Genomic DNA, 24,857 nt, shown 5'->3' on the forward strand with positions numbered 1-24,857 from the left:
TCCTAGCTGACAGCCGTAGAGTTAGTTGTTGCTATTGGTCATCCCGCGACTCGGCCAGAACCTCGGAGAAAACATCATGGAGCATCTCGCCATCCTCTGGATTCACCACGGTTCGGTTTTCCTCCGCATCGATCGCGATAAGCTCAAATGTACCCTCGTATGGGCCGCCTACTCCATCTAACACCGCGAGAAACGTATGGACGGAGAGCTCGGCGCATTCTTGCAAGAGTTCTTTCAGAATCTCCCGTCCGTTATCGTCGAGATCACGGAACCAGTTTGCCTTACGTTGCTCGTCCAGCGCTTGAGCATTGATAAACGTCTGTATGCTCCTGGTGACTTCGGATGCCGAGGTGTCAATTGGGCTGGCTGATTTCGGGGCCTGCAGTGTCTCCAGAATACGCTTGGTCGGATAGTCAATAGCCTCGCGTTTTATCATTGCAAGAAAATTATGCGCGTCCACGGTTGGTCTCCTTCGCAGAAATACCGAATACCTCATTTAACTAGAGATTCCGCTGTATACATATAGCGAAATCTGAGCATCTAGATACCAAGTAGTGGACCGGATAGGACACCGTCCAGAAGCGGATTATGGACACACAATGAGTTATTGGCGAAGATAGGTCAATGGATATCATTGGACCGTTGGCCTATCCATAGGAGAATAATGGCTACCTCTCAGGCCATGCGTTTTCATGGCAAGCATCGAATGATATGTACTGTGAAGACTGCGGAAATCTACCAGACATAAGGTCACGAACATTGGAATGTATTGACGAAATTGCATGATGAGCACACAAGCGCTCCTTCAACGAGTTGCCCAATCGTGAGCTCGATAGCAAGCAGCCTTACCACCATTGGTTCCACATCTGTACGCGCATCGCGCACAATCGCGTGCCGCTGACGATGGAGAATGAGCCCACCGTTCTGGGCTTGGGCTCCGTTCGACGAGTAAGGTGAAGCATTCAGCTATTAACTTCAGTACGAGGTACTCATGAGTGTGTTGGCGAATATAGGTCAATTGACCTTGACCAAATGGGGGAAGCGTAATCCGCCGCTGTACTTTAGGCTGATTTCTTCGATCTCCTGACCTTCGGTTTTCGCGGTTAGCCGAATCTCGGCAGGGGAAGGGGACTGCAGGCGTTTGCGTAACGCATCGAGGCTGAATGGTTCGCCGTTGATTTTGACGATTTTCATGCCTGGAGTCAGGCCAGCCTCAAACGCGATGCCGTGCCAAGCCACGCTCTGCACCACACCATTGGAGCGGATACGCGCGCCGATGGAATACGACAGGTCGAGCACGTTGTCTTCGCGCTCCTGCTGGGCGAAGGTCTCACTTTCCGTGGCGTTGAAGAGCAGCGAATAGCCTGCGGCCTTGAGATCGTTGCGAAGATACGTCTCGTCGTGTGCGTTTAATCTCGCCATGAGATAGTCCTGCCACGAGAACGGTGCGATGGCGTTCAACACCGCAACAAGATCGGAGAACTTGTAAGGCGAGACGACGGAGTGAGTGTGTCCGACGGACAGGAAGGCTTGCGCAAAATCATTCAGACCACTTCTTCCGTCCGAGGAACTGCGAATTTGCGCTTCGATGCCCAGCCAAAGGAGAGGACCCTCTTGATAGTAGTCCTCGCGCCTTTCCCAATCGCGCCACGCAATATGATGACCTGCGAGGTAGATAGGGTCGAAGTCGCTGTCAGCGAGCGATTTCCATTGGCGTCCGGGGCGGAGTAGCTGTTCCGCGGCATCGATGGCGAGGGCATCACGGTAGTCTTCATCGGAGATGAGGCCGCTGTCCCGGGCGATTCGCAGTCCATAGAGTTCGGTTAATCCTTCGTACACCCACAGCATGCTGTTTTGCATGGGAGTGTTGAAGTCCGGCACGACCATGCCTGCTGGCCGATGATAGAGTCCATTCCACGCGTGGATGTATTCGTGGGGAAATAGCGACGCCATCTGCTTGTATTGATCGGGCTTCAGGAAGAAGTCGGCTGGCAAGGCAATCTCACTGGAGGTCTGATGCTCGGTTCCGCCGTCGTTGGGGAGCCGGTCGCTAAGAGAGACCAGAAAGTCATAGTGCGAAAAAGGCGCGTCGCTGAAGATGCTGTTTGTTTGTGCCACCACTTCGCGCAGCTTCTCTAACAGCTCAGGAGAGATGGCCAGCTCACTCGAGTCATCGGCGACAGCGTGGAGCCAGACCGGCTTGGCCTGGTCGACGGAGAGAGGCCAGTTCTTGAGGAAGCGACCAGCATAGACCGGCGCATCCGCCAACTCGCTCATTGTGCATTGCTGGAAGTTGAAAGTCGAGCCGCTCTGCCGATCTACGCGGAGACTGGAAGCGGCCTGAAAGCCGACAGGGAGCGTTAATCGAGCAACGACCGGGATATCGTTCACCTTTGCACCTTGTGGGTAGAGCAGCAGGTGTTGCCACTGCACCTGCACAATATTGCGGGTCATCACACCTTCGGACAGCGGAGACAGATAGTCGAAGCGCGCTTCGAGCATAGATCCCGCCGCCGGAAGAGACACGTGAAACCTGCTGACATCGAGCGGATCACGATGCCATTCGAGAAGCTTGCCATTCAGCCGGAACTCCAGGCCCGCGAGATTCGCAACGGAAATGGTTGGTGCATGGCTGGCAATCTCCCACATTGGATAAGACAGAGTGATTGAGGTTTCGCCATGCAATGGAATGAGCTCGGTGACGGAGAAAACTTTGTGGACGGTGTCAGTAGCGTCCACTTGAATTTGAATATGGACAGCGTTGCTGGGTGTGGCTGCGCGCATCACGCCGGGTAGCAGAACGCAGCATAGCGCGGCGAGGGAGAGGAAAGGGGATGTCATTCCAGTCAGCGAAAGACTCCTTGAGAGACTCTTCCGGAGCTCATTGCCAATTTCACTCTCGCACCATGCGCGAAATTGAATTGGAGCCCAGGGTTGGATACTAGCATAGCGGTTTTACGAAGAAGCTATGATGGTCTCACTTACGATTGCGCTGCGCTATTTGTTCCCGGCTCCGTAATATTCAGACCAAACTGCTCGTCGAGAAATCGAGCTAGTCTCGACGGGAACATTGGCGGGTGCTCCAGGTGCGGCCAATATCTGCGTATTAGAGCATTTCTCGCTTACACCTGAGCGAGAAATGCCCACAGCTAGGGCGCAAACTGATTTGATTCGGCAGCAGCGAAGCTAGTTCGTCCTAAGAGGTTCAGCGGGAAGTCCCACCTGTTTTCGCAGACGTGCCATCTCCCAACAAAACCAGGTGTCCTGCTCTCCATTCCCCGGATCCTTAAACTTCCAGACCGCATCTTCCAGCGCCGGCATGTCTGCGTCCGACAATCGCTGGGAAAGGTGGACATGGGAGCTCTCTAACCACGCGCCCTCCATATAGAGGGGAGCTGTTTTATTCACCATTGCCAGCAGTTGAAGGATCTGCATCACACGAGACCATTGTCCGTGCACCCGGGCGAAATCGAGTTCCCAGGCCTGTCCTTTGCCGATAATCTCGTTTGAAAATGTTCCGTCGGCATAGCCGTCGGTGGGCATCCATATCTGCCCGTGCGTTTGCTTCAGGTTCGCTTGTTGCAGTGCCACGATTGTATTGTCCAGAATCTGTTGATCGGGAGTCCAGCCAGCGGCGAGAGGTGAAAGAACGACCCAGCCCATTCCCAGGTAAGGCACACCGGCCGCGGAATTCGGCAACCGCATCTCGAGAAACGTCTGCTTGCCGTTTCGATCCACCGTAAGATTGTGCAGCATCCCATTGCGCAGGACGTCGAGTCTCTTTTCCCAGAGCATTGCGGTATCTGTTTCACCTCTCCGCTTGGCGATGGTGGCCATATCCTGCAATGCCGCACCGATAAAGCTCTGTGTCAGCAAGTCCCATGTATCCCAAAAACGTCCTTCCCGAGAGTGTTCAAAGGCTACGTTGTGGACAAGGCCATTTTGAGAAGGGAAGGGGCCGTATTGCAGATAGGGCCGATCCGTCGCAGAAGACATGAGTGCACGGACCTGTTCCCAGGTTCGATCTTCAAATGTTGTTCGGCCTCGCGCTAGTGCGAGCCTTGCCCAGCCAAGGATGAGGTGCGCCTGAGCGTCGATCTGTGCTTCATCGTCTTGTATGGAGAGATCCGTGCCCTTTTTCCCGATGACTCGTGGCACTCGCAAATAATGTGTCTGCTGCAACGCTGTCAATACGCAACGGAGGCTTTGTTCCGCAGCATCGTATTGTTTGGTTTCGATCATTAACAGGGCATAAGCGCCTACCGTCCGGGGAAACATACCTTCATATGCACCGGTCAAGGATTCCGGCAGGAACCCATCCGGTTGCCGCCGCTGCTGCAGGTTCCAGTAGGTGCGAGCATAAAGATCAGCGAGTTCCGGCGATGACAATGCCTCGCGCACCTGCTCTATCGATACCCCTTTATCTTCGGATACGCTTTTTCCGCGCGCATCCGTGGATTGAGCGCATACACAGATCGGCGTACTCAAACAAACGATCCACAACAGTGACTTTGCCGCAGCCCAAAAAGTAAGGCTGTATGGTGGTTTTAGGGATGGCATGTAACCTTTCAAAGCACAGATCCTCAAAACGATCTTAACTCTCCCAAAAAGGGAGACGGCTTGATATGTCGAACATCAAGGGGCCTATGTGCTGTAATCTGAAGGCATGCATGACCGCCTATTCTCTGCCGGTGAAGGAGCTGATCCAACCTATGTGTATGAATGGGCAAATCAGCTGACCGAAGCACTCACTAATTCACTCTGGAGAGAATAGGATGCAAAAAGGGTTTACCAGAAGACCGAAAGCAGTAGTAGAAGAGCCCGCGACCCACGGCAAAAACTACATCACTCCCAGTGGGCTTGAGCGCCTTCAACAGGAGCGCCATTTTTTGCTCACCAAGGAGCGCCCTGCCGTGGTGGAGGTGGTGGCCTGGGCTGCCGGCAATGGCGATCGCAGTGAGAATGCCGACTATCAGTACGGAAAGCGACGGCTGCGACAGATCGATGGGCGGATTCGCTTCCTTACGAAACGAATCGAAGCTGCGGAAGTGGTAGATCCCGAAGCTCCGAGAACGGGCCTGCGGCTGACAAAGGCATTCTTTGGCGCGACCGTTCGCTATGCCAATGCCACGGGGGAGGAGCGAGAGGTAAGCATCGTCGGCACCGACGAAGTCGATCTCGAACGCAACCATATCAGTTGGGTCTCGCCTCTGGGACGCGCATTGATGAAAACTGCTGAGGGTGATGAAATTGTTCTCCATGCGCCGCGCGGCCCGGAACACCTGACAGTGTTGGAAGTGCGGTACGAACGCATTACGGTAGAACCGTTCCGCGAGCCAGCTGAGAACGAAGACTCTACAAAGGAACTCGATCTCTAACACTCAATTGGTGGAAGCACAGGAGTCCGGCTCGGCGGTAAAGAAGCAACAACTCAAGCCTGCTTCGACAGCTCAATTAGGATCACGTCAATAGAGCCTCGGAAATACCGGTAGCACCATCTGAGCGGTTGAATCCCATATCGGACGGGCAAGACATTATCCAGAAAATCGGTTTGGAGGGCTCGAAAGAGTCCCTCGAACGGCGTGGATGTCATGAAGGGCCGCGTCTTTCCATACAATTACCGCAAACGAGGGAATATCGAGAATCTCTACTGTCGGTAGAGCGTCGATGTCCACGATTTGCCGAATCCCTACGCCACTTTATTCAGCGATTTCAAGGTGTGCTGGATGCCTTTGACAAGTTGAAAAGATCTTGCATGAACAATAGTCTGCCGGCTACGCGAAGGGTAGGGCTGAGTCGTTTAAAGCATTTCCCGAAATGCTGTGACCTTTCCAAGTAAGGTTGAGAGCGGCTTTCTTTCCACCCCAGCAAACCAAAGACAGGTTTGCTAGGGACCCCGGTCTTTAACGGAAAGCCGCGCCAACTTCTGATTGCTTCGGTCTACATCTTTTCGGGAAATGCTGTGGTCATCCCTCTGGCTGCGACGCCGGTTTAGGGGTAAGGATGCTGTTGAAGTTTGCACGATATTGGAGGAAGACCAACACCCAAAGGACACAGGCCAACAATCCCGGTCCGATACCAGAGCCTGATTCGAACATCAAGTGAAACGCCAGAATGTTATAGAGTTCAGCCGCGAGCAGAATCAACGCAAGCGGAACAAAGTAGCCGGAGAGCAGCAGCAGGCCCCCAACCACTTGGACTGCGAAGAAGAAGGCAGCAAAGTGTGAGGCGCTGACTGCTACCAGGAACTGGAGGGCCAGCGGCTCCGACGGTGGCGGCTGGTGGATGAATTGGAGAAAGCCGTTTAGGCCAAATACCGTGAAGAGAAGACCGAGCAAGTAGCGTGCAGTAATTGAAACAATTTTCATAGGGCAACTCCTCCGAGAGAATTAAACGAGGCCATCTTTGTCTGTGCATTGTAGATGCCGCCGGTAGCAATGATGAAGTGTGGGGTCGCGATGTCGACGGGTCAGGCCCTGGGGCTCACGGCCTCCTGGGAGGCCAGCGCTAGGGCTTGGGTGTCAATATACTCTCGGATCTTTGTCACCTTGCCATTTCGAACGGTGATGGCGAAGACCCAGTTGTCCTTGAAGGTCCTATTCGTGGCTTTGATTTTCCCCGTAGCGAAGCCGACGACCATAACCCGGTCGCCCTGCGCTATGAACTCGGGGGGCTCTGGGTACGCAGTTTCCACCGTTTCGTTAGCCTTCTGAAGTAAATTCTCCAATCCCGCGTGCCCGCGGTGCGTGCCGGCCAGCGGCCAGTCCTCGCCCGGAACGATCCACTCGATATCTTCGGCAGCTAACACCAGCAGGCCTTGCTTATCGCGACTGCCGAGTGCCGCAAGAAAGTTCTTCACAATCTGGACATTCATTTCGATGCTCATCGAAATCTCTCCGTTTCCCTTACCTCAAGTGTGTCCGATCTAAAGCATTTCCCGAAATACTGTGAACTTTCCAAGTCAGGGGAAGAGCGGCTTTCGGAAAGCCGCGCCAACCTCTATTGCTTCGATTCACATCTTTTCGGGAAATGATCTAATCGGACGTTTGGGGACCATCCGTCTTGAGACAAATCACGCGGTGGACGATTGATTACTGTCCTTCTTGAACAAGTCCTGGAAGATGAGCTGACCCCAACTGCGGCCGCGTGCGTGCACCAGCGCGCCACCCTCGTTGAACTTTCCCAGCTTGACGGGTGCGAATCCGAGTTTTTGGGCCAAATCCGCTACGGGAGCGATAGCGTCCTCGTCATCGCTCGACAGAAAGACAACCCGGTGGCCGCCGTCGACGATTGGGTCGGTAGCCAGTGTGGCCGCAACCAGGTGGTTAAAACCTTTCACCAACTTAGCGCCGGTGAACGACTTCGCAACGAATGCGGAGGAGGGAAGGCCATCCAGCTCCTCAGGTGGGACTGGAAAAGAGTTCATCGCGTCGATGACCGTCTTGCCTTTCCAACTCGGCAAGGCCTCCGCAATCTCGCGATGTTCCCCGAACGGAACCGCCAAGATGATTGTGTCAGCCTCGAGTGCATCCCGCAGCGACTTGGCGACCACCGTGGGCCCAATCGCCCGAGCTTGCGGTGCCAAGTCCTCGGGGGCCCGGCGACTCGCAACGGTCACGTCGATGTTCTTACGGGCAAAGGCGTGGGCGAGGGCCTGGCCTATCTTTCCGAATCCTATAATTGCATAGCTCATATGTTCTCCTTTGGGTTACCGAACCTACGGCGCTCCGAATCATCGAAGGGAGCGCCGTACAGCGAGTGCGTCAGATTTGCGCCAGACCGCCGTCGACGGCGAGTTCGCTGGCGGTCATGAAGCTGCTGTCATCGGACGCGAGAAAGGCAGCAGCAGCCCCGATCTCCGCCGGATCGGCCATGCGCTGGAGCGGAGTCATCGAGGCGTAGACCTTCTGACCCTCCTCGCCTAGCGCGGCCTTCGCGAGTTCGGTCGCCGTCGCCCCAGGCGACAACACGTTGACCCGGATGCCGGTGCCCTTCAGGTCCTCCGCCCAGGTCCGCGCGAGGTTGCGCACTGCCGCTTTGCTCGCGCTGTAGACACTCATTGCAGGGGCGCCCGTGGTGCCGGCGCTCGAGCCGGTCAGAATGATCGAGCCGCCCTTGCCCATCAGGGGCAACGCCTTTTGGATTGTGAAGATCGTACCCTTCACATTGGTGTCGAAGGCCTCGTCAATGTGCTCGGCGGTGATCTTGCCGAGCGGAAGTGGGCTTCCCGCCCCGGCGTTGGCGAAGACGATGTCGAGGGTTCCGTGCTCGGCCTTCACCGCCGCGTAGAGTCGGTCGAGGTCGGCCAGATCGGAGATCGAGCCCTTTACTGCGCGGGCGTTGGGTCCGAGGTCGGCAACAGCGGCGTCGAGTTCTGCCTGACGTCGGCCGAAGATGAAGACGAAGGCGCCCTCCTCGATGAAGCGCTTTGCTGCGGCGCGGCCGATGCCGGTAGCGCCACCTGTGATGACCGCAACTTTTCCTTCAAGCTTTCCCATAATTACTCCCTTTGGTAGATCCGTAGCGTTCAGTTCCGTGGAATAGAGTTCAGGCGATTTCAGATGGCCGAGAAGCCGCCGTCGACAGCCAAATCCACTCCATTCACGTAGCTTGCTTCGGCCGAAGCAAGAAACAGCGCTGCCGCCGCAATTTCCTCAGGACGACCCATCTTTCCCCGCGGGATCAGGGATTCGAACATCTCCCTTGTCTCCTTGTCGAGTCGCTGGGAATCTGCTGTGTCGACCTGTCCCGGGCTCAGCACGTTCACCCGGATCTTCCTGTCCTTCAGTTCGTTGAGCCACGTGCGTGCGAATGAACGCAATGCCGCCTTGCTCGCCGCATACACGCCGAAACCAGGAAAACCTTTTACCGAAGCAACGGACCCGATCATGATGATCGATCCGCCGTCGTTGAGCAGCGGCAACGCCTTCTGAACCGTAAACAGCGTTCCGCGCACAATCAGGTCGAAGCCCGCATCGAAGTGCTTCTCAGTAATCTCACCCAGTTTGGCGACTTCGCCCTTGCCTGCGCTCGCAAACAGAACGTCGATCTTGCCTTTTTCCCGCTTGACTATGTCGAACAGACGGTCGAGGTCATCGAGATTGGATGCGTCTCCGCACACGCCGGTCACGTTCCGGCCAATCAGTTTAACGGCTTCATCGAGCGTCTCCTGCCTTCGGCCCGTGATGAAAACGTAGGCGCCTTCTTCAACGAATCGCTTGGCACTCTCCAGCGCCAAGCCGCTCGAACCACCCGTGATGACTGCAACCTTACCTTCAAGCTTTCCCATAATTGCCCCCTTCGGAATGTGTTTAGCATTCGGTACACTTAGATAGATTCTTTGGCGGTGGACGGGAACTGTTCGGGAGTCCAAGATTTTTGTCTATTCGTCCAGAAAGATGGCTGATATGAGCTGTTTTGCACACTTTTGATGGAGCCGGGTTGCGGGGCTCGGGGAAGAGGAGTGTAGGAACTGTGACGCTGGAAGGAAAGAGAATGTCCGTCACGATTGAGGTCTCTTCGACCTGATGCTGCACTTGTCCGACAAGCAAAGCTGTGCAGTTTCCGTAGAGGCTTACAGAACACTATGGTTTTCGAGAGCAGATGGAGGCTCAGTTGGACCCGATAACAGATATCTTCAGAACGTTGCACGTAACCGCTTTCGGTCAGCACAGGCTCGAAGCCACAGCGCCGTGGGGCTTGAGACAGGAGAAGCAGACCGAAGAAAAGGTCACGCCTTCCGGTCAAAAAAATCCACCCGCAGATTTGGCGCACTTCGTCATGCTTTCGCGCGGCAATTGCTGGCTAAGTGTGGAAGGGATTCCGGAGCCGATTCCCCTCACCGGTGGTGATTGTATTTTGCTTGCCCGGGGGACTTCGATTATTTTGCGCGACAGCCCGCGAACACGTCCAATGTCAACCTTCCGCGAAGTCGGCGCTAGAGCCATTGGGAATGTCGTCCATCATGGAGGGGGTGGCGCGCCGACGACAATCGTCTGCGGGTCCATGAGCTTTGATCGCGCCAGCCTGAGGCCGATCACTCAGTTATTGCCGAGCTTCATTTTGATTAAGGCCGAGCAGGCACGCTCCCTTGCGCTTCACGACACAATGCGAGCGCTGGTGTCAGAAATGGCAGAACAGGTGCCGGGATCTGAAATCGTCTCGAATCGGCTAGCCGAGGTCCTGTTTATACAAATACTCCGGGCGCATATCGCGTCGGGACCAGGACCTAACAAAGGATGGCTTCGTGCGATCTTCGATCCTCAAATAGGTACTGCTCTAAGTGCAATTCACGACAGTGTGAATACACCCTGGACGGTCGAATCCCTGGCCGCAGCGGCGGGCATGTCTCGCTCCGCATTCGCAGCACGTTTTAAGGATTTGCTTGGACAAACGCCACTGGAATATGTCACCGAGTGGAGGATGCAGAAGGCGATGCAGTTACTACAACAGCGTGACAAGAAGCATTTTGATGTCGCTCGGTTGGTCGGTTACGAGTCCGACGCTGCGTTCAGTAAGGCGTTCAAGCGAGTTGTCGGGGCCAACCCTGGTGAGTATCTCAAGCGTGGTTTTGAAGGTCAGGGTCATGCCGAATGACGGAGGATTTTTGAAACAGAGGATTCTCCTTGAGCCTACTATTGCGTCTGTTGCATCGTGCGAAGGGCGAAGTGGGTTGTGTCGCGTTCGCCCAAGTCAGTTGGCCCCAACGTCACGCTTATCGCGGATGACTTCGAGACAATACCGGCAGAGCCTGATCTGACGCGGGTGAGAAGGGCGTTGTATTATTCCTCAGCCGGATTTCTTATGTCTTTGCTCCACTCGGCAGAGCGCGATTGCTTTCAGCATCGGAATCACGCTGCACGATAGCCGCAACTCCGGCAAGAGGCGAACCCCCAGTACGGAAATCGGGAGAATGGGATAAATGCAAAAGGTCAGGGTGGCAGGATTTGGTGTGTCGTTGGATGGCTTCAGCGCGGGGATTGAGCAAAGCCTGGGCGATCCCCTCGGCAAACGGGGACCAGAGATCTTCCAGTGGTTTTTTCACACTCATACATTCTCTTCAATGCACGGGAACGGCGGCGGATCGGTTGGGGATATCGACGATGAATTCGCTCAGCGGGCGATGGACAACTTTGGTGCTTTTATTCTCGGCCGCAACATGTTCGGTCCGGTGCGTGGTCCGTGGCCGGACGATTCCTGGAAGGGTTGGTGGGGCGAAAACCCGCCCTATCACGCGCCAACCTTCGTCTTAACGCACTACGAACGCGAGCCTCTCGAAATGGAGGGCGGGACGACCTTCTATTTCGTCACGGGAGGAATCAATGAGGCACTGGAACGCGCGAAGGAAGCTGCAGGAACGAAAGACGTCAAGATCGGGGGCGGGGTATCGACGGTGCGTCAGTATCTGCAGGCTGGATTGATCGACTCGCTTCACATTGCGTCTGTGCCTGTTCTTCTCGGCCAGGGCGAGGCGCTTTTTCATGGTCTTGATCTGCGCGCACTCGGGTTTTCCGTGACCGGCCACAAGGCTTCGGAATACGCGATTCATATTACGCTTGAGAAAGTCTGAGGTGGCCGTTACAGCCTCATCACAGAGGAACAACGCGCTACGAGGCTGGCTCCAGATGATTTTTGCGAAGTCGGCCAGCATGCAGGATCTGGCCGCTTGAATCTCAACTGTTGAATTCAGGGCAGATCACTTATACAGAATAGTCTTCGCAGCGAATGCACGAATTGGTCCCGGCAAACGTCGATGGCGACGGCGATATTGATTTGCTGACCGGGCGCGAAATTTCATGACGCTGGCCAACATCCCATTACATGTTCATCTAGGAGTCAAGGCGCTGATCGAGTTCAGCACGAATATCAGCTTCCGCAGCCCGCAGTTCCCAATCTTTAGCAATTTGGCGGAGCAATCGGCTGGTCCTGGGCCATTGTGCTACCACCTGAGCCCATTCTCGATAGTGAGCCGCGAGAGTCCTCTCTTCTTTTCCGCCTTCGTAGGGAGCTTTCAGAAATACACCCCGCATATTGAACCTTGCGATTGCAATACCTCTTTCGATCTCGTTGGACGCATTCTCTTCGATGACATTCCTCACCGGACGAGTGGGCCAAGCGCCATCCTCTGCGTCGGCTGGCGCATGAGCAAGCATTTGACCGATCTGCCGGTCGGCAATCGTCACACGGTCTACATCCTTTGATAGGGCTCTGACCTCATCAATCCAGCGTTTGAGTGCTTCATGGTCAGGTCCTCTTTCCGTGAACCCCGGAAGAGACTTCATGGACTGGAGTATTTGGTAGCCGAATCGCGCCTTGGCGCGTCGTTCTTCAGAGATCTCTCTGTGCTCTTTTGGGGACGAGGGGGAAAAGACGTCACAGATCACCTCGACGAAGAATTTGGGTGAGCTCTTGAGCAATTGAATCAGTGCAACAGGTTCCCCCTGATGCTCAAGAACCGGGAGGTATTGATATTCGAGCGTCGCGAGTTCCTCGACGGTCACATCGGCACGCTTTTGAAGAGCTTCGAATACGTGTGTCACGGAATAGAGCGTGTGTTGCGAATTCCACCCAGATGCGTTTAACTCGCCGACAAGCCCGCGCAGGACTCGGATGCACGTTTCGGTCGGAACTCGTTTCTCTTGGTAAGCGATCAAGTCGACGCTCGCGCTAAATCTGCCGACGGAGTTGTACTTGTCGATTGCAGACAGCAAGTCCTCGTCGGAAGATTGGTTCAAAGCATATTTCCTTCTCCAGTACTCCTGCTCAACTGAGGGGGCTAGCCCCTGAACGAAGCTCCACGTGTCTCTGTTGTCTTGCCATCTCAAAAACAGGATCGCGCCGCGTCGTGCATCCGAATGGGCCGCCACATCGGCGATCCAGGGATCCCATGTTGCGCCGAAGCGAAAATGTGCGGCACCTGAAACCGCAACAAAAAAGTCTTCGCTAATCTCCGATTGCGGTGTGAACTCTGAGCGGAACACTTCTTCGAGCGGAGCTTGAGATTCAACGGCCTCTGCAAGTGCGTAGCCAACGAGATGGGGCTCCTTAGCCGCCTTTGCCAGGGCAATCACGGCTGGGATTCCCCGATCGTTCAGGATGTTGCGCACGACCTCTCTTCTGGACCTATTTGACTCTTCAACGTAGTCACTACCGTCCCTCATTTCGATCTTTGAAACGAGGTCATTGAACTGCCATAAGTCTCGGTGTACAGGATCCTCTGGAGCTATGTCCTCACATAAAGCTTCGAGCGGACGTAGATGCTCGTCGCGCAACGCCCAATTCGTCTTTTGAAATTCTCTGTGGCGCTGTGTAAACAATCTCAGCTTTGTCCAGAGCTCGTATCTCTCCTCATCGTTCACCTTTGCGGCGACGGATCTTATGGAGTTGATTGCGCGCTCCCGAGATTCCGATTCCAATCCGGCGAACCCATCGATAAGGGCCATGAGCCGGCCCGCGTGGCCATCTGCGAGTTCGGTGGCAAGCGAAGAGTATGCCTTAAAGGCTGCTGCCATCTCCTCGGGCGTAGTCGGAGCTTGGGCGGCATCACCGAAATCGCGCAGCCTCGGTTTTGCCGTATCGTGTGTCGAGTCGTGTGACGCTGGCAGGAGCGCCAGAGCGAGTTTGAATCCGACTTCGGGGCGCGCGAGGCAAATCCGACGAATGACTATAGTCCGCTCGGCCAATGGCGCGTATGTCTGCGGTCGCCAAGCCAGAAAGATTCTTCGCAAGCTATCCAGGGGACGATTTGTAGTAGCGCCGCCTGGGTCCACTTCGGCAAGCCTCAGGAGGATCGAAGCGGCTCTATAGAGATAATTGGAGTTCCACGCCAGCGTCTCTACGGCCCACAGAATATAAGTGTGCGGACTCGTCTGACCGAAGAGCGGGGAACCCTTTTTACCTCGAAAGATTATTGGCGCCCACCTTTCACTGTCGCCCTCGAGCACCTGCTCGAGGGCGGATGCCAAAGGGAATGGCGCTGCCTCCATCAAAGTTGGGAATTCCGACTTGAGGCTCGCGAGGACCCTTATATCTACAGCTAGGTCGCGAAGCCGGCCCACCACATTGTCGATGTATTGTTCTGGCGTCAGCCCGATTGTTCTGAATCGGGCAGCCTGATGCAATCCCGATATCAGAAGCAGCGTCCTGCTCAGTCCCCGTCGAAGCCATTCCGAGTGGCGAAAGTCAGAACCCCTTGTTGGGATGGTGGGTTGATCCTCGTCTGGCACGTCCAGTGTCTGGTCGATTTCGGAGAAGACGGCGACGCAGGCGTTGCGCAGCCTTTCTTGATGCGCATTCCCGACCAATGCACCCAACAATGTAAACGCGTCCTTCTGTGACCTGATCGTCCAGATCGAGCCATCAAGATCTATGGGTGCATCGGTTAGAGATGCTAGCCTCCGTGCTTCTAGATCGACCTCGTCATAGGACTTATCGCAGAGTGCTGCAATTACGGTCCGGTCTTGCTCGTTTGAGGCGTCCCAGCTCCCGGCGAGTGCTAGGGGCACGACGGCTGCGTCATTGCTCCAATTCGGGCGAGTGACGATGCCTCGAGCATTGAGTCTTGAAAACACCGTCACGCTTCGACAACAAATGCCAGCGAGCCGAAATGCCTCGTGCTCTTCGACACCCATGGCGCGTAGGCCCGCCGCGAAGTCTTGTGTACTCATCTGGTCAAGCTGTTCGATCGGCGATGTAGCTATGTCACTGGAGCCAAGAACAAAGATTACCTGATTCGTTCGTTCGAGAGCAGCACCTAGTCGATCGTTTTCTGGAAAAAGGATCAGAATGAATCCGCCGGTAGATGGCAGCTGTCTGGCAGCCTCGATGGATTCGATCAATAGCGCTTTCGAGAGGAGAAAACCAGAGAGCTCGGCATCAGCTTTCCGCATTGCTGCGGCGACGAAGAGCGCTGCCTCTATCGCAGAATCCGCCTGCCATTTACTGAGCCCCCGGAGTCCGGCGCTCAAGCTGTCGCATAGACGCTTTGCTCTTTCCTGCCGTCCCATCAGGAATAGATCCTCTGTGAGCGGAGGCGTCGTATTCAGACTGTGCTCATCCCAAAAATCTTGGATCGTTCGGACTCCAACTGGGGGTAGAATTGGGATCAGCTTTGCAAAACGGATTGCCACGGCGGGTTGGTCCGCAAGCCAGTTCTCAAGCGTGTTGGCATCGTAAGCTTTCACGCTCAACCATCCGTCGCGGGAATACTGTTTCTCCCAGGACTCACGTCCGGTGTCCCATATGCGGGGTGTCACAAAGATGAAATTAGTCCTGTTTCGTTCTTCGGGGCTTAGCTCTTTCTTTCGTTTGTCGTAATCGCCGTCTGCTTTCGTCTTATAGTCCGCTCCAGCTCCGAATTCCCAAATCGTGCGCCCTTCCGGCACAAAGGCAACGCCCTGCGTTAGCTCGGTGACGCCATCCCATCCATGAGTTTGTGAAGCGTTTCCGACAGGAAAGCGGCAGTAGCTTAATCCCGGGCAAGAGGCTCTCACGAGAGACCTAACTAATTCCGCTATCTCCGCTCTCGCATCCAGCGGCGTTGTTTCCGCCCACCCTTGCAGATGATGCGCTGTCACAAGTCGCATTTTGAGCTCCGCTTTGACATCTGAAATGAATTCAGCGCCATCATACTCCGCGCAGTAGATCCATACCGATAAACGCCAATGGCGACGGTAGTCATCCGTTGTGCGCCGGACGTGACATTATAGTCGCCATGCGACTTCACCATGAGTAATTAGTAGACTTAGTAGCGAAGTACGATGTGCAGGAGCTTCCATTTCGCATGGTTCCCCCGTCCTCTGCCCGTTTGACATTTCGAAGCTGGACTGAAGAAGATACTGCGCTTGCTGAAGCGTTGTGGTGTGATCCGGAGGTGACTCGCTACTTCGGCGGACCCATGAGCCGGGAACAGGCACACATACGACTTCAGACCGAGTGTGAGCGTGAGCGTCGGCTGAGTCTACAGTATTGGCCAATATTCCTGCGTGAGACAGGCGAATTCGCAGGGTGTGCCGGTCTGCGGCCATGGTCGAAGGATCCACAGACAATCGAGGCTGGCGTGAATCTTATGCGAGCCGCCTGGGGACTGCGCCTGGGCGAGGAGGCTTTGCTCTCTGTACTCGCGCATGGATTCGAGACGCTGGACCTGCCGGTGATCGTTGCCGGACATGGTGTCGAGCACGACAACTCACGAAAACTGCTGGAGCGGGTGGGATTCAGTTACACACACAACATTCTCTGGGGCCCGAAAGAGATCGAGGTGTGCATGTGGGCGATCACTGCCCAGAGCTGGCACGATAAGCAGCGGTCCTCTTAAACGCCGATGGCTCCAGGAACATCCTCGAACCCCAGCACAAAGGAAGGGCCGGGGATGCCAGTAGCGATCCCAACTTCACGGTCCATAATCCGGCCTTGAGTACGAACTATTTGCTGAAGCAGACCTATAGATCTCTGTGATCCACTTCGTATCCTTCAATCTCTCTTCTTCGGATGGACCGGGATGCCGATCCTCAAGCACGCATTACGAAAAATAATCGGCTTCTCGGATGAACTCGTCTGGGAAGGGAATCTTAATCATCCAGAGTTTCGTCTCCGATTTGTCCGGTCAAAAGGCGTGGCGGATTGTGTGACGTTGGAGGTTCCTCGTAAAATACTGCTATCGGCGGAATGAGGTGGCTAGGGTTCCGATCCTTCGGATCGGTCCAAGCGCCACAAAGGACCGGGCGGTTCGCACCCAAGGGCCAAAATCCCAGAGGGCAAAGTCGAAACAGACTTTGTGTGTCTTGGGAGCCTTTGATGGTGAATATATGGAACCTTCTATCCAAGCGGAATGTTAGCCGCAAGAGCCGTAACCTTTTTGGCGCTTGCCTTTCGCACGTTCTGCATGACGGCTACACGGATCAACTCTATGCCCTTCTACCCGCGTGGCAGGCACAGTTCGGCCTGTCTTACATGGGACTCGCCATTGTCCGGGCGCTCTACTACGGGACGATGGGCGGACTTCAGGTTCCAGCCGATCGCTTTGCCAGCCGTCTGAAGCCGCGCTCGGCATTGGCCCTTTCAACGTTCATCGCCGCAGCTGGGTTTATCGCAATGGCGCTGCCTGTCGGGTTCGCGGGCCTGTGCGTTGGACTCGTTCTTGCCGGGGTCGGATCGAGCGTGCAACATCCGCGCGCCTCGGAGCTTGTGACCCATAGTTATGGTCCACAAGCGCGTGGGGCACTGGGTATCTACAATTTCGCCGGTGATCTTGGGAAGTCTGCCCTCCCGGCTGTCGTTGCACTTCTACTGCCGGTGTTAGCTTGGCGAAGTGTCGTCGGGCTGATGGGGCTCCTCGGGATTCTTGTTGTATTCGGTCTCCTTGCGCTTCTACCGAATGAGCCCGAATACCCTTCAATGCATCAACATTCCGAGCATCAGCGGAAGAGCGGCGGCGGTTTCGGTGTGCTGCTCTCGATAGGCGTTCTCGATACAGCAACACGAATGGGCTACCTTTTGTTCCTTCCTTTTCTCATTCACAAGCGTGGAGGATCGTCGGCGACAGTTGGCCTCGGCTTGGCTCTGGTGTTCATTGGCGGAGCATTGGGGAAGGCGAGTTGTGGATGGCTTGGTCAGCGCATCGGCGTCGTCTGGAGTGTAGTTATAACCGAAATCGCGACAGCCGCGCTGATCGGAGCGACGTGCTTTACTCCGATTGCCACGATGCTCGCGCTCCTCGCGCTCCTCGGAATGGTGTTGAACGGTACATCGTCGGTTCTTTATGGCACCGTTCCTGAACTCGCGCCTCAAGGGAATACAGGCCGAGCCTTCGCCTGGTTCTATACAGGAGTGATCGGCTCCGGCGCACTCGCACCTATCGCTTACGGAATAATCGCAGACCATTCCAGCCAGATGATCGGCATCCTTTCGGCGGCATGTACGGCGCTGGTCATCGTGCCGCTGGTTCTAAGCCTTCGTGCGGTTTTCTCGCACCTTGAGCAGTGAAAATGTTCATGCAGGCATCTCTTACGCCAGACTTACTGGAGGCGCTCATAGCGCCTTCAAGGAAATGAGCTCTTCTATGCAAATACGCCAACTCAAGGCCATGACGGCCACGCTTGAAATCGCTTATGAAGAAAGCGGTACGGCATCTGGTTTTCCAGTTGTCCTGCTGCATGGTTTTCCGTACGACGTGCGGCAGTATGACGAGGTCCGCAATGAACTGGTGAAGTCAGGTCGTCGGGTGTTGGTGCCGTATCTGCGTGGCTTCGGTCCCACGCGGTATCGCGATCAAAATGTTCTTCGTTCCGGCCAGCAAGCTGCCCTCGGTAGAGACGTAATTGATTTCCTCGATGCCCTGAGCGTGCCTCAGGCCGTTCTTGTGGGTTACGACTGGGGAGGTCGCGCAGCGTGCATTGCTGCCGCACTTTGGCCGGAAAGGGTCCGAGGCCTGATCTCGTCACAGGGTTACGCCATTCAGGACATCGCGAAGAATGCCTCGCGGCCTGCTCCTCCGGATGTAGCGTACAGGCGTTGGTACACGATCTACTTCAACACCGAGCTCGGACGGAGGGGATTCGAGCAAAATCGCAATGCCTTCTGCAAACTGCTCTGGGAGCTCTGGTCGCCCACCTGGCGCTTCACAGACGAAGAGTATCAGCTTACCGCGCGGTCATTCGAGAATCCGGACTTCATCGCTACCGTCATACACGAGTATCGCCACCGTTATGCGAACTCGCCGGGCGATCCCGCATTTGCCGAATTGGAAGCTCGCCTGGCCAGTCAGCCCACGATCTCAGTGCCGACCGTGGTCCTCTCCGGCGGTAAGGATGGGGTTGAGCCACCGCCGTCGATTGACGATCAGCGCGACAAGTTCATCGGGCCGTACGAACGACGCATCCTTCCTCAGGTCGGGCACTGCGTTCCCGCTGAGGCTCCGCAGGAAATCGCCGCAGCCGTGGAAAGGCTCTTGAGCATCCCTGAGCAAAATTGATAACAGCGCTTACCATTCATTGACAGTCGGATATACCCATTTTCAGGATTACTCTCTCTGTCGAACTCCTCCCGGTCTCAGTGATGAGCGCAAGTTTCTTCGGTTATGCCTCGTAAGAGGCGCCATGATGATTCGATTCGGAATCTCGATGACTCCCAGGTGTAGAGCGGTGAAGAGGGACTGCGTGGACATCCTGAGCCTTTCGTATTGATCTGGATCTACGAACAGGGATCGTCGACCGACTTGGACAGCTTCCTTTACGCTTTCGCAGAGCCGACAAGAGCTGGTTGATCCAGGCTTGTCTCCAGTTGGCCGGATTGCGAAAGGAGCGTGATCTCCCCCATATCGATTTTGACGAGCAAAGGCTCCTTCACAAGTTGGTAATCCCCCTCATACGCATATACTCTGCGCTTGGAAGGTACCATGATTCCGTCTACATTTCGGTATTCCAAGGCGTAATTGAGTCCTGTGGCGCCACCGAGGATATCGACGGTGTAGTCGTGGCGACGAAGCAGTCCATCAGGGCCAAAGCAGGAGATCTGTTCCTTTGTATGGCTCTTTACGCTGTCGGGAAAGGTTACTTTGAGTCGCCGCCAGGTCTCGCCGTCGACCTGAATTGATGAGATCTCCTCGGTGACGAAACCCTCATGGGTGTAGAGGAACGGTGTGTTTAGGTAAGTCCACAAGGCCTCGCCGACAAAGTAGGCCACATGAATCTCATCCCAGGGCGTCTCCCGCTGCTGTCCCGCGAATGATTCTTCAGGGTTATCGCGGGCTTCGATCACCGTACCGTCTTCCGATTCGATCACGACCCGATTCGGCTCGAAGCGTGCTCGCTTATTCTGTCCAGGAAAGTCCACCGTCAGGCGCTCTCGTTTTGTCTCGGCTGTCAGCACGACATTCGCGAGGCTGTTTCCTTGGCTCTTCACATACCAGATTGCGCCAGTAATCGATGCGGCCACTTTGATCGCCTTCACCTCGTTCCAACGTTCCATCCCACCGTGCGCTTTCACTGCCTGTTCCAATAGATTGCTCATCTGTGCTCCCTTTTCGTGAGGGGTTGATGGTGAAAGAGAAGTGAACCCTGAGTGCGCATGGCTAACGCGTGCTCAAACGCTCTGCTGCGGATTCGTGAACTGTGCGTTTCCGCTTGTCGTTAGGCTGGGTGTGACTTCGTCCTGGATGACGTCCCAGTGTTCAACGAGAAGACCGTCCTTGAGACGAAAAATGTCGATGATGATTTGTGGGATTGGCATGTACCCCGAATATCGTCCATGAATAACTACGTACTCTCCCTCGGCGATGATGATTCCGGGTTCATACGTTGAACCTGGCGGCAGCTGCGCAACGAGGCCGCGTAGGCCCTCGCGAAAGGGCGGAATGAACGTGTTGTGCTGGATGTAGTCTTCGGCCCAATATTTGTCGAGGGCGCCTAGATCATGATCGACAAAGGCGCCTGTCAAGGCTGCGAGCACGATGGATTTGTTCTTCTCTGCGGTCTCGTTACACAATGGATGCTTCCTTTCGGTGCCGAGTGAGGTTTTGAATCCGGGGGGTGAGGAGCAAGGATCGCCTGCCCTTCGTTTGCTGCCAGCCAGTGCCCTCAACCCCCACTAACATTGGAGAGACGCTCAAGACCGTTTACGAAGCTGTCCCTGTTAGCGCCATCTGGTTGTCGATGGGCTGAGTCGCCTGGTTCGTGATGGCTTCAGCGGCGAGTGCGATGATGTCGGCTACTTCCCGCGGATGTGACATGAACGGCGCGTGGCTTGACGGTACGGACCGCACAGTCGCATTCATTCGTTTGGCGAGGAACTCCTGCGCCGGCGGGGGAATCATCTGATCGTCACTGCACACGAGGTACCAGGAAGGGATCGTCTTCCAGGCAGCGCTGCCCTCAGCTTCCGAAAAACTGGCGAAGCTCAGAGGCCTCTGTACCGCAGCCATCACCGAAGCTTCATCGCTAGTGGCATCGGCAGCAAACGATTTGTGGAACTTCTCGCGATTGATCCAGAGAAACCCATTGTTATCGGGTTCGATTGCACCTGAACCAGGAGATGGGGCTCCCTGCTTCGATAACGAAGCGAGGCTTTCTCCTTCATCCAGACCGAAGGCCGTAATGTAAACAAGTGCCTTTACCTGAGAAGTTTCTGTTGCGGCGCCCGTGATGACCGCACCTCCATACGAATGGCCGACCAGAACTGTGGGCTCAGCGCTTGCGTTCAACAGCCGCCGTGTGACCCCGATATCGTCAGAAAGTGAGGTGAGAGGAATTTGTGCGGCAGTTACTTTATATCCCTTTGCCTGCAACAGCAAGATGACCTTGCTCCAGCATGAACCGTCTGCCCATGCGCCGTGCACCAGCATGATGTTTGCGTTGTTGCTCATTTGTGACCTCCAGTTTGTTGAATTGCGTTTTCTGTTGCGGTATTCCTCTAAGCGCAGATCGCGCCCGCGAGTGCCGGATAGTCTGTGTAACCAGGAGCATCGAATGTGTAGAACGTTCCGCGATCGTACTTGGCTAGGGGAAGATGCTCCTTGATACGGCAGGGAAGATCGGGATTGGATACAAAGTACCGGCCAAATGCAACCGCATCCAGTGTTCCGGCGGCGACAGCGCTTTCGGCCGTGTCGGGTTCAAAGCCGCCTGCGGCAATGAGTTTGCCTTTGAAGATAGGCCTCAACCATTCTGCCGCTACAGGTCCCTGCTTTGTGTGGACGAGTTCGCTGCCGGCGATGCGCGGTTCGATGAGATGCAAATAAGCCAGTCTGAATTGGTTCAAATGCCCAACTACCCAGGAGAAGAGCGCTTTGGGATCGCTGTCGCGTACGCCATTCCATGTTCCGTTTGGCCCTATCCGCACAGCCACACGTTCTGGACCCCACACGGAAACGAGCGTGGTGACAATCTCCGACAGGAATCGCGTGCGATTCTCAATGGAACCGCCATATTCGTCCGTGCGGTGATTGCTTCCGTTCTGAAGGAACTGGTCAACCAGGTATCCATTCGCAGCATGCAATTCGACACCCTCAAAGCCCGCGTCCATTGCTCTTTCTGCTGCCCTTCCGTAATCCTGAACGACGCATCCAATCTCCGCGGACGAAAGCGCCCTGTGAGGAGAAGGCTGGACCCAACCACCCGGGATCGAGACAAGGTGATTTGGGTTCTGCCAGTAATCGGGATCAACCGAGGGAGAGACCGGCGCTGCTCCGCCTGTCATGGCAGTGTGAGACGAACGTCCGCTGTGCCAAAGTTGGGCGAATATATGTCCACCTTTGGCTCGCACCCCGGAGACTATCGATTTCCAGCCTTGCACCTGCTCATCCGAGTAGAGTCCAGGCGCGCCCAGCCATCCCCTGCTGGTTAAAGATATGTTGGTGGCTTCCGTGATAATCAAGCCGCCGGGTGAGGCTCTCTGCTCGTAATACTCCCTCATGAGTGCACCAGGAACAGAATCAGGCTGAATGGAACGGGACCGGGTCAACGGAGCCATTACCACGCGGTGCTTCAGATGAATAGTACCGAGTTGCAGTGGAACGAATAATGCCCCTTCAGGATTGTCCGTCATGTTGAACTCTCCGTCTTTAGCGGTGATGAGCCTTTACTTGATGAACTATGAAGCAAGAACAGCGACCACTCTGTGATCGCTGTGAGGGAGCGCAACGGTGCGGGCATGTGCCTGCCACCCGAAACGTGATGATGTACACATCAGTCTGATAGGATCGCCGTTCAGCACCATAGTCTCAATGCCGCTGATCCCGGAACTACCAGCTAAGATCCGTCGTAACATGGGATGTCTCCTTGATATTGTGGAAATGTGGCCCGACGAGCTTAGATGAAGCCTGATCACGAGACTGCAATGCAGAAAACGCGCAGCTAGGCCCTCTCATGCAGTTACTGCCTGCAGGGCTGCGAGCATTGAATCAGGCACCGATCTCAACGTCCGCACACATGCAGCCGTCCGTCCCAGCTGTTAGCGAATCCAGATGGTTATGCGACTAGCTCGTTTAATCTAGCGAAAGTTTTTCCTAGAGTCTGTATAAAAGGGATCAGTGCTCGCTGGTTGGTGTGGCTAGGGTGGAGAGTGGGGGATGTGGCCCCGACGGCTCTCATCTGGTGCCAAACAGACATACTGGTTATAGGACGCGAACCACCTAGCTGTTAAAGTCGGCTATTCGGACAGGTGGCCTTGGCTCAACTGTTGCCGAATCACTCATCCAGCATTGGTCAGGTTTAAATTCGCCCGATTACTCCTCGAAAAATGTCCTTTGCGGCACCTAAATGCATCTAGCTCTCGGCTGGCCACCAGCAGGACAGCTGACGAGCGAATTGGCGATATGCACCCTGCGAGCATAGTTGCTTCGGAGCGCTGTCGAGGCCCCTTGGTGGAAGCGGATTCGATCAGTATGGGGAATCAAGTTTGTCATTGACCCTGTCCGGTTCATATCGTACGGATGAGGAGTGCGTTTCAGCCTTCTATTATTTGCGCTCTTCCTTGCCCCTGCTGTCGCGCAACAGCCTCTCCAGCAGCAGATTCGGAGTATTGCGGCAGATGCGCATGGCAAGGTGTCGGTAGCCTGCTCGCTGCCCGGTACTGCCCTGAATTGCGACCTCGATCCGGCTGCGCACGCTCCCATGCAGTCTGTTTTCAAGATGCCGCTGGTATTGACAATCCTGCATCAGGTGGAGCAGGGAAGGTTCACGCTGGACCAGGAGATTCCTTTCCGAACGTCGGACCTGATTCTGCCTAAACCACATAGCCCGCTTCAAGACAAGTATCCACATGCAGGCGTTGACGTGCCTTTGCGGGAGCTCATGAAGATGGTGGTTACGTTCAGCGATAATACGGCCGCCGACATGCTGCTTCGACTTGCCGGTGGTCCCAAGATCGTCGATGCTTACGTTGCATCCTTGGGAGTCACGGGATTTCATCTGCAAGACGACGAACGCGCCCTGCATCGCAAACACGACCTACAATATCGAAACTGGTTCGAGCCGCAAGGGGCTGTTCAGCTTCTTCGTCTGCTCAGCGACCATTCGCCTTTAACAGCGGAGCACACCGCGTTGCTGCTGGAATGGATGAGCTCGCCTTCGGGCCGTCTCGAAGCCAATCTGCCAAACAGGACCGAAGTCTTTCACAAGAGTGGAAGCTCGGACGTGGACAATGGTATTGCCGGTGCCACCAACGATATCGGGCTCATTACCTTACCCGATCGGCGCCGACTTGCAATCGCCGTATTTGTAACCAACGCGATGGCAGATGATGCCGCTCGACTCCAGGTCATTGCACGAATAGGGAGAGCCGTATACGACTATGTCACGCAAAACGGCTCTGCTCTTTCCGATAGCAAAGCTCGACACAAACAAGAGGCGTGGCCTGTCTTGTGTTACTCCGAAGCGCATTTTGCAGAAGGAAACAGCCCGGCGAATTCAAGACGCGATGCTGGAGACCGTAAAGCGAGGCACGGCTGTTCGAATTGCCGACAGTTTGGCGAATACAGCATGGGCCATCGGCGGTAAGACTGGAACAGGTGGCCGTCACGGCTACCCTCTTGATAAGCAAGACGGATGCTTTGCAGGGCTGATCTTTGACCCCAGCGAAAAAGCTCGATTTGCCGTTGTCACATTCGTAAGATCCGGAGGTATCGGCGGCGGTAACGCGGCGGAGATCTCTGCCGCAATTGCCCGGTTCCTCGCAGACGCGATTGCGAGTCATTAATTCGGCTCCTCACGACCAACTCGAGATTGTGCGCCACCTGAATGCAGGTTTAAGTCGTATTTCCGGCCAGATCTTGCCAGAGGGATGAATCGGCATCAGCCGACAGATCCCTGTGCCCTAGCGGCGTTATCGGCACCGATCTGGGTTTGCTAAGTGCATTGGCGAGG

22 protein-coding genes are annotated in these 24,857 nt (G+C 55.3%); 8 read left to right on the forward strand and 14 right to left on the reverse strand.

The features are described from left to right. Positions 1 to 31: 31 nt before the first annotated feature. The 3 genes from AC6I7T_RS28605 to AC6I7T_RS28615 form a co-directional block, all read right to left on the reverse strand. Positions 32 to 460: a hypothetical protein gene (locus AC6I7T_RS28605; protein WP_497791239.1), complete on the reverse strand. Its 429-nt coding sequence runs from the start codon at positions 458 to 460 to the stop codon at positions 32 to 34. Between the two features lie 554 nt (positions 461 to 1,014). Next, positions 1,015 to 2,841: a M61 family metallopeptidase gene (locus AC6I7T_RS28610; RefSeq protein ID WP_497791240.1), complete on the reverse strand. Its 1,827-nt coding sequence runs from the start codon at positions 2,839 to 2,841 to the stop codon at positions 1,015 to 1,017. A 345-nt stretch (positions 2,842 to 3,186) separates the two neighbouring features. Further along, positions 3,187 to 4,560: a hypothetical protein gene (locus AC6I7T_RS28615; protein WP_497791242.1), complete on the reverse strand. Its 1,374-nt coding sequence runs from the start codon at positions 4,558 to 4,560 to the stop codon at positions 3,187 to 3,189. Positions 4,561 to 4,775: 215 nt separating this feature from the next. Here AC6I7T_RS28615 and greB point away from each other — a divergent pair, with 215 nt between their 5' ends. Next, on the forward strand, positions 4,776 to 5,378 hold the full coding sequence (greB, locus tag AC6I7T_RS28620; RefSeq protein WP_497791243.1) for a transcription elongation factor GreB: 603 nt from the start codon (positions 4,776 to 4,778) through the stop codon (positions 5,376 to 5,378). 588 nt (positions 5,379 to 5,966) lie between these two features. Here greB and AC6I7T_RS28625 read toward each other — a convergent pair. From AC6I7T_RS28625 to AC6I7T_RS28645, 5 genes are all read right to left on the reverse strand, one after another. Then, positions 5,967 to 6,368 carry a hypothetical protein gene (locus tag AC6I7T_RS28625; protein ID WP_497791245.1) on the reverse strand — a complete coding sequence of 134 codons (402 nt, stop codon included), beginning with the start codon at positions 6,366 to 6,368 and terminating at the stop codon, positions 5,967 to 5,969. Positions 6,369 to 6,469: 101 nt separating this feature from the next. Further along, on the reverse strand, positions 6,470 to 6,886 hold the full coding sequence (locus AC6I7T_RS28630; RefSeq protein ID WP_497791246.1) for a nuclear transport factor 2 family protein: 417 nt from the start codon (positions 6,884 to 6,886) through the stop codon (positions 6,470 to 6,472). 186 nt (positions 6,887 to 7,072) lie between these two features. Beyond that, positions 7,073 to 7,693 carry an NADPH-dependent F420 reductase gene (locus AC6I7T_RS28635; protein WP_497791247.1) on the reverse strand — a complete coding sequence of 207 codons (621 nt, stop codon included), beginning with the start codon at positions 7,691 to 7,693 and terminating at the stop codon, positions 7,073 to 7,075. Positions 7,694 to 7,763: 70 nt separating this feature from the next. Continuing rightward, positions 7,764 to 8,498 (reverse strand): SDR family NAD(P)-dependent oxidoreductase, encoded by a 735-nt coding sequence (locus tag AC6I7T_RS28640; RefSeq protein WP_497791248.1) that lies wholly within the window; start codon positions 8,496 to 8,498, stop codon positions 7,764 to 7,766. A gap of 59 nt (positions 8,499 to 8,557) precedes the next feature. Next, positions 8,558 to 9,289, reverse strand: coding sequence for an SDR family NAD(P)-dependent oxidoreductase (locus AC6I7T_RS28645; protein ID WP_497791249.1), 732 nt, complete (start codon positions 9,287 to 9,289; stop codon positions 8,558 to 8,560). A gap of 326 nt (positions 9,290 to 9,615) precedes the next feature. Here AC6I7T_RS28645 and AC6I7T_RS28650 point away from each other — a divergent pair, with 326 nt between their 5' ends. Both AC6I7T_RS28650 and AC6I7T_RS28655 read left to right on the forward strand, forming a co-directional pair. Beyond that, the gene (locus AC6I7T_RS28650; protein ID WP_497791250.1) at positions 9,616 to 10,596 is read left to right on the forward strand and encodes an AraC family transcriptional regulator; all 981 of its coding nucleotides are present in this window, start codon (positions 9,616 to 9,618) and stop codon (positions 10,594 to 10,596) included. Between the two features lie 325 nt (positions 10,597 to 10,921). After that, on the forward strand, positions 10,922 to 11,569 hold the full coding sequence (locus tag AC6I7T_RS28655; RefSeq protein ID WP_497791252.1) for a dihydrofolate reductase family protein: 648 nt from the start codon (positions 10,922 to 10,924) through the stop codon (positions 11,567 to 11,569). A 259-nt stretch (positions 11,570 to 11,828) separates the two neighbouring features. On the opposite strand, the gene AC6I7T_RS28660 is transcribed toward AC6I7T_RS28655, so the two are convergent. Next, positions 11,829 to 15,584, reverse strand: a complete 3,756-nt coding sequence (locus AC6I7T_RS28660) for a hypothetical protein (RefSeq protein WP_497791253.1) — start codon at positions 15,582 to 15,584, stop codon at positions 11,829 to 11,831. A 197-nt stretch (positions 15,585 to 15,781) separates the two neighbouring features. Here AC6I7T_RS28660 and AC6I7T_RS28665 point away from each other — a divergent pair, with 197 nt between their 5' ends. From AC6I7T_RS28665 to AC6I7T_RS28675, 3 genes are all read left to right on the forward strand, one after another. Further along, positions 15,782 to 16,315 (forward strand): GNAT family N-acetyltransferase, encoded by a 534-nt coding sequence (locus AC6I7T_RS28665; protein ID WP_497791254.1) that lies wholly within the window; start codon positions 15,782 to 15,784, stop codon positions 16,313 to 16,315. Between the two features lie 479 nt (positions 16,316 to 16,794). Next, complete coding sequence (locus tag AC6I7T_RS28670; RefSeq protein ID WP_497791255.1) at positions 16,795 to 17,982, forward strand: MFS transporter; 1,188 nt, start codon at positions 16,795 to 16,797, stop codon at positions 17,980 to 17,982. A gap of 76 nt (positions 17,983 to 18,058) precedes the next feature. Further along, positions 18,059 to 18,970: an alpha/beta fold hydrolase gene (locus AC6I7T_RS28675; RefSeq protein ID WP_497791256.1), complete on the forward strand. Its 912-nt coding sequence runs from the start codon at positions 18,059 to 18,061 to the stop codon at positions 18,968 to 18,970. A gap of 257 nt (positions 18,971 to 19,227) precedes the next feature. Here AC6I7T_RS28675 and AC6I7T_RS28680 read toward each other — a convergent pair whose 3' ends face one another. The 5 genes from AC6I7T_RS28680 to AC6I7T_RS28700 all read right to left on the reverse strand — a co-directional run bounded on the left by AC6I7T_RS28680 (position 19,228) and on the right by AC6I7T_RS28700 (position 22,761). Continuing rightward, positions 19,228 to 20,007 carry a hypothetical protein gene (locus tag AC6I7T_RS28680; RefSeq protein ID WP_497791257.1) on the reverse strand — a complete coding sequence of 260 codons (780 nt, stop codon included), beginning with the start codon at positions 20,005 to 20,007 and terminating at the stop codon, positions 19,228 to 19,230. Between the two features lie 72 nt (positions 20,008 to 20,079). Continuing rightward, positions 20,080 to 20,481, reverse strand: a complete 402-nt coding sequence (locus AC6I7T_RS28685; RefSeq protein WP_497791258.1) for a nuclear transport factor 2 family protein — start codon at positions 20,479 to 20,481, stop codon at positions 20,080 to 20,082. Positions 20,482 to 20,611: 130 nt separating this feature from the next. Continuing rightward, complete coding sequence (locus AC6I7T_RS28690) at positions 20,612 to 21,358, reverse strand: alpha/beta fold hydrolase (RefSeq protein ID WP_497791259.1); 747 nt, start codon at positions 21,356 to 21,358, stop codon at positions 20,612 to 20,614. A gap of 47 nt (positions 21,359 to 21,405) precedes the next feature. Further along, positions 21,406 to 22,539 (reverse strand): alkene reductase, encoded by a 1,134-nt coding sequence (locus AC6I7T_RS28695; protein WP_497791260.1) that lies wholly within the window; start codon positions 22,537 to 22,539, stop codon positions 21,406 to 21,408. Positions 22,540 to 22,584: 45 nt separating this feature from the next. Beyond that, a complete protein-coding gene (locus tag AC6I7T_RS28700) occupies positions 22,585 to 22,761 on the reverse strand; it encodes a hypothetical protein (RefSeq protein ID WP_497791261.1) in 177 nt (58 codons plus the stop codon). A 671-nt stretch (positions 22,762 to 23,432) separates the two neighbouring features. Between AC6I7T_RS28700 and bla the strand changes: the two genes are divergently transcribed. Then, positions 23,433 to 24,491, forward strand: coding sequence for a class A beta-lactamase (bla, locus tag AC6I7T_RS28705; RefSeq protein WP_497791262.1), 1,059 nt, complete (start codon positions 23,433 to 23,435; stop codon positions 24,489 to 24,491). After that, positions 24,412 to 24,690 (forward strand): hypothetical protein, encoded by a 279-nt coding sequence (locus AC6I7T_RS28710; RefSeq protein ID WP_497791263.1) that lies wholly within the window; start codon positions 24,412 to 24,414, stop codon positions 24,688 to 24,690. The genes bla and AC6I7T_RS28710 overlap by 80 nt, the downstream gene beginning before the upstream one ends. Positions 24,691 to 24,857: the final 167 nt, after the last annotated feature.

This window comes from Humiphilus diazotrophicus (assembly GCF_059726315.1).

Coding starts and splice junctions, on each gene's coding strand:
- AC6I7T_RS28610 (WP_497791240.1), bottom strand. CDS start 2,841: ATGACATCCCCTTTCCTCTCCCTCGCCGCGCTATGCTGCGTTCTGCTA.
- AC6I7T_RS28615 (WP_497791242.1), bottom strand. CDS start 4,560: ATGCCATCCCTAAAACCACCATACAGCCTTACTTTTTGGGCTGCGGCA.
- greB (WP_497791243.1), top strand. CDS start 4,776: ATGCAAAAAGGGTTTACCAGAAGACCGAAAGCAGTAGTAGAAGAGCCC.
- AC6I7T_RS28625 (WP_497791245.1), bottom strand. CDS start 6,368: ATGAAAATTGTTTCAATTACTGCACGCTACTTGCTCGGTCTTCTCTTC.
- AC6I7T_RS28630 (WP_497791246.1), bottom strand. CDS start 6,886: ATGAGCATCGAAATGAATGTCCAGATTGTGAAGAACTTTCTTGCGGCA.
- AC6I7T_RS28635 (WP_497791247.1), bottom strand. CDS start 7,693: ATGAGCTATGCAATTATAGGATTCGGAAAGATAGGCCAGGCCCTCGCC.
- AC6I7T_RS28640 (WP_497791248.1), bottom strand. CDS start 8,498: ATGGGAAAGCTTGAAGGAAAAGTTGCGGTCATCACAGGTGGCGCTACC.
- AC6I7T_RS28645 (WP_497791249.1), bottom strand. CDS start 9,289: ATGGGAAAGCTTGAAGGTAAGGTTGCAGTCATCACGGGTGGTTCGAGC.
- AC6I7T_RS28655 (WP_497791252.1), top strand. CDS start 10,922: ATGCAAAAGGTCAGGGTGGCAGGATTTGGTGTGTCGTTGGATGGCTTC.
- AC6I7T_RS28660 (WP_497791253.1), bottom strand. CDS start 15,584: ATGCGACTTGTGACAGCGCATCATCTGCAAGGGTGGGCGGAAACAACG.
- AC6I7T_RS28665 (WP_497791254.1), top strand. CDS start 15,782: ATGGTTCCCCCGTCCTCTGCCCGTTTGACATTTCGAAGCTGGACTGAA.
- AC6I7T_RS28670 (WP_497791255.1), top strand. CDS start 16,795: ATGGTGAATATATGGAACCTTCTATCCAAGCGGAATGTTAGCCGCAAG.
- AC6I7T_RS28675 (WP_497791256.1), top strand. CDS start 18,059: ATGCAAATACGCCAACTCAAGGCCATGACGGCCACGCTTGAAATCGCT.
- AC6I7T_RS28680 (WP_497791257.1), bottom strand. CDS start 20,007: ATGAGCAATCTATTGGAACAGGCAGTGAAAGCGCACGGTGGGATGGAA.
- AC6I7T_RS28690 (WP_497791259.1), bottom strand. CDS start 21,358: ATGAGCAACAACGCAAACATCATGCTGGTGCACGGCGCATGGGCAGAC.
- AC6I7T_RS28695 (WP_497791260.1), bottom strand. CDS start 22,539: ATGACGGACAATCCTGAAGGGGCATTATTCGTTCCACTGCAACTCGGT.
- AC6I7T_RS28700 (WP_497791261.1), bottom strand. CDS start 22,761: ATGTTACGACGGATCTTAGCTGGTAGTTCCGGGATCAGCGGCATTGAG.
- AC6I7T_RS28710 (WP_497791263.1), top strand. CDS start 24,412: ATGCTGGAGACCGTAAAGCGAGGCACGGCTGTTCGAATTGCCGACAGT.